The 8,974-nt window shown below is 68.5% G+C and carries 8 protein-coding genes and 1 tRNA gene; 5 read left to right on the forward strand and 4 right to left on the reverse strand.

Annotated features, from left to right (window positions below):
- Positions 1-665 (forward strand): FAD-dependent monooxygenase (locus Q8O26_RS08000; protein ID WP_305574979.1); only part of this gene is annotated, 665 nt, incomplete at its 5' end.
- A 47-nt stretch (positions 666-712) separates the two neighbouring features.
- Positions 713-1,615: a DMT family transporter gene (locus Q8O26_RS08005; protein WP_305574980.1), complete on the forward strand. Its 903-nt coding sequence runs from the start codon at positions 713-715 to the stop codon at positions 1,613-1,615.
- Here Q8O26_RS08005 and Q8O26_RS08010 read toward each other — a convergent pair whose 3' ends face one another.
- A complete protein-coding gene (locus tag Q8O26_RS08010; RefSeq protein ID WP_305574981.1) occupies positions 1,616-2,071 on the reverse strand; it encodes a cupin domain-containing protein in 456 nt (151 codons plus the stop codon).
- A 192-nt stretch (positions 2,072-2,263) separates the two neighbouring features.
- Between Q8O26_RS08010 and Q8O26_RS08015 the strand changes: the two genes are divergently transcribed.
- Entirely contained in the window at positions 2,264-2,944 is a 681-nt protein-coding gene (locus Q8O26_RS08015) for a DUF2848 domain-containing protein (protein WP_305574982.1), read from the forward strand.
- A 90-nt stretch (positions 2,945-3,034) separates the two neighbouring features.
- Here Q8O26_RS08015 and hmgA read toward each other — a convergent pair whose 3' ends face one another.
- Complete coding sequence (gene hmgA / locus Q8O26_RS08020) at positions 3,035-4,399, reverse strand: homogentisate 1,2-dioxygenase (RefSeq protein ID WP_305574983.1); 1,365 nt, start codon at positions 4,397-4,399, stop codon at positions 3,035-3,037.
- 94 nt (positions 4,400-4,493) lie between these two features.
- Positions 4,494-5,717 carry an MFS transporter gene (locus tag Q8O26_RS08025; protein WP_305574984.1) on the reverse strand — a complete coding sequence of 408 codons (1,224 nt, stop codon included), beginning with the start codon at positions 5,715-5,717 and terminating at the stop codon, positions 4,494-4,496.
- Positions 5,718-5,868: 151 nt separating this feature from the next.
- Between Q8O26_RS08025 and Q8O26_RS08030 the strand changes: the two genes are divergently transcribed.
- Positions 5,869-5,942, forward strand: a tRNA-Gly gene (locus tag Q8O26_RS08030).
- 52 nt (positions 5,943-5,994) lie between these two features.
- On the opposite strand, the gene cysG is transcribed toward Q8O26_RS08030, so the two are convergent.
- The gene (gene cysG / locus Q8O26_RS08035; protein WP_305574985.1) at positions 5,995-7,461 is read right to left on the reverse strand and encodes a siroheme synthase CysG; all 1,467 of its coding nucleotides are present in this window, start codon (positions 7,459-7,461) and stop codon (positions 5,995-5,997) included.
- Between the two features lie 368 nt (positions 7,462-7,829).
- On the opposite strand from cysG, the gene tuf reads away from it, so the two are divergent.
- Positions 7,830-8,974 (forward strand): elongation factor Tu (tuf, locus tag Q8O26_RS08040; protein ID WP_305574986.1); only part of this gene is annotated, 1,145 nt, incomplete at its 3' end.

Here is an 8,974-nt window from a genome sequence, read left to right on the forward strand (position 1 = left end):
TCCTCACCGGCCGCTCCATGGTCATCGCCGGCGGCATGAGCGCCAAGCTCGTCATCTATCCGATCGCCGAGGGCCTCGCGCCCGGCCGCAAGCTGACCAACTGGGCCATAGCCGCCAAGATCGGCGAGAACAATACGACGCCGCCGCGCCGCGAGGACTGGTCGCGTCCGGGCCGCTTCGAGGACATCATGCCCTACCTCAAGCGCTTCTCGTTGCCCTATCTCGACGCCCAGCGCATGATCGAGGCGACGCCGGAATTCTGGGAATATCCGATGTGCGACCGCGATGCGCTGCCGCGCTGGAGCCATGGCCGCGTCACGCTGCTCGGCGATGCCGCCCATCCGATGTATCCGGTCGGCTCCAACGGCGCCTCGCAGGCCATCCTCGACGCCCGCTGCCTCGCCGACCTGCTCGTCTCCGCCGAACATCCCGTCCAGGCGCTCTGGGCCTATGAGCGCGAGCGCCTGCCTTTGACCGCGGAGATCGTCCGCATGAACAGGAAGGGCGGCCCCGAGGGCGTCATCGACGCCGTCGAGGCGCGGGCGCCCGACGGCTTCACCGACATCGAGACGGTGCTGTCCTTCGAGGAACGCAAGGCCATCGTGCGCGGCTATGCCTCGACGGCGGGCTTCTCGCAGGACAAGGTCAACCGCAAGGCGGCCTGACGTCCCGAGACGGTTTCGGGTCCGTCGCGCTCCCGGACGGACCCTGCATGATCGCCAATGCCCGCATGCGCGAGGCCGCACTCCTGCTTCTCGGCTGCGGAATCTGCCTCGGCGCGACCTTGCCGCTGCAGAAGCTGGCGGCCGCTGCCGGCGCGCCGCCGGCCTCCTGGGTCTTCGTCTCGACGCTCGGCGCCAGTATTCTCCTGACCATCGGCGCGGTGGCGCGGGGCCGGGCGCCGTCGCCGCGCCACCGGGTCTACTACCTCGTCGCGGCGCTGGTCTCTTTCGTCATCCCCAATCTCATCATCTTCGTGGTGATCCCGAAGATCGGCGCCGGTCTCGCGGGCATGATGTTCGCTCTCTCGCCGATCCTGACGCTGACCATTGCCTCGCTCGTGGCGCGACGCAGGCCGTCGCTCCTGGGCGTCGTCGGCATCGTGGTCGGCCTTGCCGGCGTGCTCGTCATCATCGCCTTCCGCGGCGACGGCGCCGGCAGCTACACCTCGCTCCGCTGGGTGCTGCTGGCGCTGTGCATCCCCGTCTGCCTCGCCTCAGGCAACGTCTATCGTTCGCACAACTGGCCGGCGGGCGCCGATTCCCTCTCACTCGCCTCCGCCATCAACATCGTCGCGACGGCGCTACTCTTCGCCGCCGTCTTCGCGTCGGGGGAGGGGTTTGAGGGCCTTATGGCGGTGCTCGGCATTCCCGCGCTCATCATCGCCCAGATCGTCGCCACCGGCGCCAATCTCGCCATGTTCTTCCGCCTGCAGCAGGTCGGCGGGCCGGTCTATCTCAGCCAGATCGGCTATGCCGCCGCGGCGGTCGGGCTCGTCGCCGGCACCTTCATCCTCGGCGAAAGCTATGCGCCCGCCACGTGGGCGGGCGCGGTCGTGGTCGTCGTCGGCGTCGCGCTCGTCACCTATGCACAGGCCCGGGCGCAGCGCGCCTGATCAGGCGCCGGGCGGCGGCGGCAGGAAGACCACCTCGTGCTTGGCGGAGAGCGCCACCACGGCGTCGGGGTTCTGCTCGGGCAGGGAATGGATGCCCCAGAACAGGTCGTAGAGCTTGCGCGTCGGCGCGACCCAGAAGAAGCACTTCACGGTCTGGTCGGTCTTGTTGAAGATGCCGTGGGCGAGGCCCATGGGCAGCCGGATGAGATCGCCGGCGGTCGCGACGAACTCCTTGCCCTCCAGCACGAGGTCGAAGCGCCCCTCGAGCATGTAGATGAACTCGTCCTGGGTCGGATGGATGTGCGGCGGCACGAAGGTGCCGGGCGGGAAGGTGGCGTGCCAGGACATGGAGGTCTCACTGACCTGCTTGGGCACATAGGTCTGGCCGAGAATGTTCCAGACGATCCCGTCCATTCCGGTTCCGGCCTTGGTGATGCCGGCGCTCATCGGCTGCATTGTCGTGTCCCCTCTGAAAGACGTCGGCGCGGATCAAACCGCATGACCCCGGCGACGGCAACCGCCGCCCGCCGTTAAGCTTAGCGGGCCTGCCTTGCAGTCCTGCGACGGGCGCAGCGCGTCAGGGGCCATGGCGGCGCGGCCTGTCTCGCGCTATCGGTCGTCGTCGCCCGTTCGAGGACCTCTCCCGCCATGCTGACCTTCACCCGCCACGTCGCCGGCCGCTCCGACCGCATCTCCGTCGAACTCGAGACCCTGGTGGTCGCCGGCTGGGCCGGACGCGACGAGGCGGCGATCCAGCACCACATCCACGAACTCGCCGCCATCGGCGTGCCGCCGCCCTCGTCCGTGCCGGTGTTCTACCGGGGCGCCGCAGCGCTGGTGACGCAGAGCCACCGCGTCGAGGTGCTCGGCCCCGATTCCTCCGGCGAGATCGAGCCGGTCATCCTGTCGCTCGCCGACGGGCTCTGGGTGACGGTCGGCTCCGACCACACCGATCGCAAGGCGGAAACCTACGGCATCGCCCTGTCGAAACAGATGTGCGCCAAGCCGGTCGGCACCATCCTGTGGAAATACGAGGAGGTCGCGCCGCATTGGGACGAACTCTTGCTGCGCGCCCATGCGGTGATCGGCGGCGAGCGCGTGCTCTACCAGGAAGGCCCGCTCGCCCAGCTGCGCCCGCCCTCCGACCTCATCGGCAGGTGGACCGGCCGGGACACGTTGCTGCCCGCCACCCTGATGTTCGGCGGCACGCTGGGGGCCATCGGCGGCATCCGGCCGGCGGCGCGCTTCGAGATGGAACTGGTCGATCCCGTCCTCAAGCGCACCATCGGCCATGCCTATGACGTGGTCGACCTGCCCGTCGTCAGCTGAGGGGCAGGGCTGGCTCGCGGCCTGATCCGTCATGCCCGGGCAGGAACCGGGGATGACGCGCAGTCCACTCAGCCGATGGTCATCGGCGCGTCACTTCGGCTCCTTGCGGGTCGGGTCGAAGTGCTTCTTCAGGTCCTTCCAGCAGTCCGTGTAGTCCGGCTGCAGCGTCGACAATTCGCTCGCCCAGCGCGTCACGCGCTGGGGAAAGCGCGTCTCGAACATGAAGGCCATGGTGCCCGTCAGCTTGGTCGGCTTGAGCTCGGAATTGCTCGCATGTTCGAAGGCCGGCGTGTCCGGACCATGCGGCAGCATGCAATTGTGCAGGCTCATGCCGCCGGGCACGAAGCCCACGGGCTTGGCGTCGTAGACGCCGTAGATCAGCCCCATGAACTCGCTCATCAGGTTGCGATGGTACCACGGCGGGCGGAACGTGTTCTCGCCCACCATCCAGCGCTCGGGGAAGATGACGAAGTCGATATTCGCCGTGCCCGGCGTCTCCGAGGGCGCCGTCATCACCGTGAAGATCGACGGGTCGGCATGGTCGAACAGGATCGGGCCGACCGGCGAGAAATGCCGGAGGTCGTATTTGTAGGGGTAGTAGTTGCCGTGCCAGCCGGCGACGTCGAGCGGCGACTGGCCGATGGCCGCCGCATAGAGCTCGCCGCCCCATTTGGCATAGATGGTCGAGGGCTCTTCGCGATCCTCATAGGCGGCGACGGGGGTGAGGAAGTCGCGGGAATTCGCGAGGCAGTTGGCGCCGATCGGGCCGCGGTCCGGGACCGTGAAGGCACCGCCGTAATTCTCGCAGACATAGGCCCGGGCCGGGCCGTCAACGAGCTCGACCTTGAACACGACGCCGCGCGGGATGATGCAGATCTCGCCCGGCTCGATCTCGATGACGCCGAATTCGGTGCGGAAACGCAGCCGGTTCTCCTGGGCGACGACGAGGAACTCGCCGTCGGCGTTGAACATGTACTCGTTGGTCATCGAGCGGTTGACGACCAGCACATGCGCCGCCATGCCGACCTGCGTGTCGGAATCGCCGGCCGTCGTCACGGTCCACAGGCCGTTGACGAAGGTCACGGGTTCGGTCGGGATCGGGGTCGGGTCCCAGCGCAACTGGTTGATCGGCAGGTCGCTCTCGTTGCGGGCCTCCGGGGCGGTGCGCAGCAGGCCCCTGTCGACCTTCCGGTAGCGTCCCGAATGTTTCACCGAGGGGTGGATGCGGTAGAGCCAGGAGCGCTGGTTGGTGGCCTGCGGCGCCGTGAAGGGCGAACCGGAGAGCTGTTCGGCGTAGAGTCCGTAATTGCACTTCTGCGGCGAGTTTCGCCCGATCGGCAGGGCGCCTGGCAGCGCCTCGGTCTCGAACGAGTTGCCGAAGCCCGACATGTACTGGAGCGTGCCGCCGCCGCGGCCATCGGTGGGCACGAAGCCCGTCACATATTGCAGGGTCATGGCGTTCCTCCGGTTCTTGTAGCCTCACCTATTTAGTTGCATCCGCAACTATCGTCAAACGGGTGGTCCGCCTCTCTCACGCGCAGAAGCGGCCTCAGGCGGTCGTGTCGTGACGGAAGCGGCGCTCCAGCATCACCATGGTGCCGAGCGCGACAAGCGCGGCACCGAAGGAGAGCATGAGGGTCGGCGTCGGACCCCAGTGGCGCATGACGAAGGCGTAGACGATCGGGGCGCTGGCGAAGACGAGGTTCTGCGGCAGGCTGAGCCAGCCGTTCATCGTCGCATAGGTCTCGCGGCCGAACAGGGCGAGGGGAGCGACGCTGCGCACCACGGTCATCGCTCCGGCCGATATGCCGTAGCCGATGACGAAGGCGCCGCAGAGGACGACGGAGTCGGGGCTGAAAACAGGCAGCAGCACCGCCACCGGCATCACGGCGGCAGTGACGACACCGACGGTGAGGATACCGGTCGTCCGTCCGAAAACGACCTCCGCAAGGCGCGAGATCACCTGGGCCGGGCCCATCAGGCTGCCGGCGAAGATGGCGAAGGCGACGGAGTGGCCATAGGCCTTGAGGATCTCGATGACCTGCAGTGGCAGACCCCAGGTGACGAAGCCCTGCAGCGAAAAGGCGATGGCCATCAGGATGAACGCCGAACGGCGTCGCTCTGCGTCGAGCGGCGGGGCAGACGGCCGCGGCGACAGATGCGGTCGCGCCGGTTCCTCGTCTGAGCGCGGTGCGAGGAAGATGGCGTGGATGGGGGCGCAGACGAAGAGGTGCATGGCGGCGAAGACGAGGCACATGGCGCGCCAGCCGATGGTGGCGTCGAGAAAGGCGGCCAGCGGCCAGAAGACGGTCGAGGCAAAGCCGCCCAGAAGCATCAGGAAACCGATGGCTTGCCGGGCGCTCGGGCCGGCGAGCTGCGACATCGCTGCCGCGGCCGCCTGGGTGAGCGCGAGCGGCGTACCGATGCCGATCAGCACCCAGGCCAGCACATAGCCGGCGAGCCCTTGGGAAAGCGACAGCGCGACCATGGCGAGGGCGAAACAGGCCGACCCCGCAGCCATGGCCCAGCGCGTCCCGCCGCCGTCGATGATCCGGCCGAATCGCGGTCCGAGCGCAGCGCTGACGAGCAGCATGATGGTGATTCCGCCGAATACCGCCTCGGAGGAGATGGCGAGATCGCGGATCAGAGGCCCGACCATGACGGCCGGCAGCCAGAATGTCGTTCCCCAGCCGATCATCTGGGTGATCGCCAGTGGCGTGGCCAGTACGAGCAGGTGAACGTTGTCGGACTTCGGACGGGCGGGATCGGACATGAATGAGACGGGGTACCGCGGCGCGTCGTCGGTTGAGCGGAGAGGACAGGCATGAAGCCGGCAACGGGACACCGCGGCAAGCGATCTCCGCGCACGGCAGACCGGCGCCTCTTGATCGCCGCGCGCAAATGTGGTCACTCGCCGTTTCGGCGCGGGTATAGCTCAATGGTAGAGCAGCAGCCTTCCAAGCTGAATACGAGGGTTCGATTCCCTCTACCCGCTCCAGCCTCCCGCCATCACCCGCAGCCTGCCGCGCGCTTCCCGCGCCAGATCGCGTTCATGCGGGCATGTCGATCCCGGCGGCATCCGGATCCGCGGGTGCGCTTGCGAGACCGCGGACCGCTTCACCGACGATGACGAGGACGGGGAGGGCGGCCGGCAGGCCTTCCACCAGGTCCGGCAGATCGGCGAACTCGGCGGTGACGTGGACCTCCTCGGCACGCGTCGCCGAGGCGATGGCGAGCGCCGGCGTCGTCCGGTCGAGGCCGGAGGCGAGGGCCCTGGCGGTGAAGCGGCGCAGCGTGTGCCTTGGCATGTAGATCACGGTGGTGGCGGCCGGGTCGGCGACGGCCGCCCAGTTGATCGAATCGGGCAGTTCCCCCTTGCGGCTGTGCCCGGTGACGAATTGCAGGCGCTGGGCGAAATCGCGATCGGTGAGGGACAGGCCGAGCGATGCTGCGGCGCCCTGCGCGGCGGTGATGCCCGGGATGATGGAAAGCGGGATGCCTGCGCTCCGGCAGGCCGCCATCTCCTCATTGGCACGGCCGAAGATGGCGGGATCGCCGCTCTTCAGCCGCACGACTGTCTGGCCGTCCCGGGCGAGCGAGATCATCAGGTCGTTGATGTCCGCCTGGCTGACCGAGGGACCGTGGCCGACCTTACCGACGGCGACCCGCCGCGCCTCACGACGGGCCAGTTCCAGCACCTCTGCGGTCACCAGGTTGTCATAAAGGATGACGTCGGCCGATTGCAGCGCGCGCAGCGCCTTGAGGGTCAGGTGATCGGGGTCGCCGGGACCGGCGCCGACCAGCAGCACGCGGCCGCGCCTGGGCGCCGCCTCCAGCCGGTCGAGATCGGCCATCAGCGCGTCGCGGTCGGCCTCGCCCGGCGCCTGGTCCGGATGGGCGAGGGCGCGATCGGTGAAACGCTGCCAGAAGGCGCGGCGGATGGCGAAGGGCGCCTCGCGCGCCTGCACGCGCGGGCGCCAGTCGCGGGCCGCCTTCGCCCACGCCTGCAGGCCGGGCGGCAGCAGCGCCTCGATGCGCAAGCGGATCGCCTGGCCGAAGACGGGCGCCGCGCCGTCGGTCGAGATGGCGACGAGCAGTGGCGAGCGGTTGACGAGCGCGCCGAACTGGGCGTCGCAGAAGGTCGGGCGATCGACGATGTTGACGACCGCGCCGACGGCATGGGCCGCCGCTGCGAAGGCCGCGGCTTCTTCGTCCGTCCCGACATCGGCGACCGCGAGGGCGGCGCCGGCGAGATCGGCCGGGGTCCAGGGCCGGTCATGCACGCTGACCGTTCCGCCCTCTGCGGCGGGGAGATCGCCGAACAGCCCGGCCGCATCCGGCGCGAAGACATGAAGGTCCGCTCCGGTCGCGGCGAGGAGCTCGGCCTTCCACGCCGCCCCCTCGCTGTCGCCCGCCAGCACCACCCGGCGCCCCTGCAGCTTGTGGAACAGGGGGAGGGTCGCGAGGGCGCCGATGCGCGGCGGCCTGGTTCCGCGGGGCGCTGCGGGCGCGGTCATGGCGGGGCTCTGACGGTGGCGTGACACAGAAGAGGGCCCGCGGCCTGGCGGGACGCGGGCGGCGGCGAGGCGATCCGGGAGCCGGCCCGGCCGGCCGGCCCTGCGATCTTGCAGAGCGTGCCGCGAGGGCGCAAGGCCCTGCGCCGGCTTTGCGGCGGGGCTGGTGGCCCCTGGCGTAGCAATGGCTGGGGAGTTGCACCGGGGCTTCTGCGAGGGCGCTGTGGCCGGACGCATCGCCTGCCTGACGCCGCCGGCGCGCCTTGTCGCGGTGGTTGTTCCAATTTGCACTTGAACAGCGCTGCGAAAACTCGTAACCGACCGCCCACCGCGGGCACGCCCGTATTTTGGCAGCCGAAGGACCACGACCGATGGCCAAGGAAAAGTTCAACCGGAATAAGCCGCACTGCAACATCGGCACGATCGGTCACGTCGACCATGGCAAGACGTCGCTGACGGCGGCGATCACCAAGGTTCTGGCGGAGTCCGGCGGCGCGACTTTCACGGCCTACGACATGATCGACAAGGCTCCGGAAGAGAAGGCGCGCGGCATCACGATCTCGACGGCTCACGTCGAGTACGAGACGGCGAACCGTCACTATGCCCACGTCGACTGCCCCGGCCACGCCGACTACGTGAAGAACATGATCACCGGCGCGGCGCAGATGGACGGCGCGATCCTGGTGGTTTCGGCGGCCGACGGCCCGATGCCGCAGACCCGCGAGCATATCCTGCTCGCCCGTCAGGTCGGCGTTCCCGCGCTGGTCGTGTTCATGAACAAGGTGGATCTGGTCGACGACGCCGAGCTTCTCGAGCTGGTCGAAATGGAGATCCGCGAGCTTCTGTCGAAGTACGAGTATCCCGGTGACGACATTCCGATCACCAAGGGTTCGGCCAAGGCGGCGCTGGACAACGTCAACCCGGCGATCGGCCACGACGCCGTCCTGGCGCTGATGGCGACGGTGGATGCCTATATCCCGCAGCCCGAGCGTCCGATCGACATGCCCTTCCTGATGCCGGTCGAGGACGTGTTCTCGATCTCGGGCCGCGGCACGGTGGTGACCGGCCGCGTCGAGCGCGGCATCGTCAAGGTCGGTGAGGAAATCGAGATCGTCGGCATCCGCGACACCCAGAAGACGATCGTCACGGGCGTCGAGATGTTCCGCAAGCTGCTCGACCAGGGCCAGGCCGGCGACAACATCGGCGCGCTGCTGCGCGGCACCAAGCGCGAGGACGTCGAGCGCGGCCAGGTGCTTTGCAAGCCGGGTTCGGTGAAGCCGCACACGAAGTTCAAGGCCGAGGCCTATATCCTGACGAAGGAGGAGGGCGGCCGCCACACGCCGTTCTTCACCAACTACCGTCCGCAGTTCTACTTCCGCACCACCGACGTGACGGGCATCGTGACCCTTCCCGAGGGCACGGAGATGGTCATGCCGGGCGACAACATCGCCATGACCGTCAACCTGATCGTGCCGATCGCCATGGAAGAGAAGCTGCGCTTCGCCATCCGTGAGGG

The organism is Phreatobacter sp., assembly GCF_030691135.1.
Lineage (GTDB): Bacteria > Pseudomonadota > Alphaproteobacteria > Rhizobiales > Phreatobacteraceae > Phreatobacter.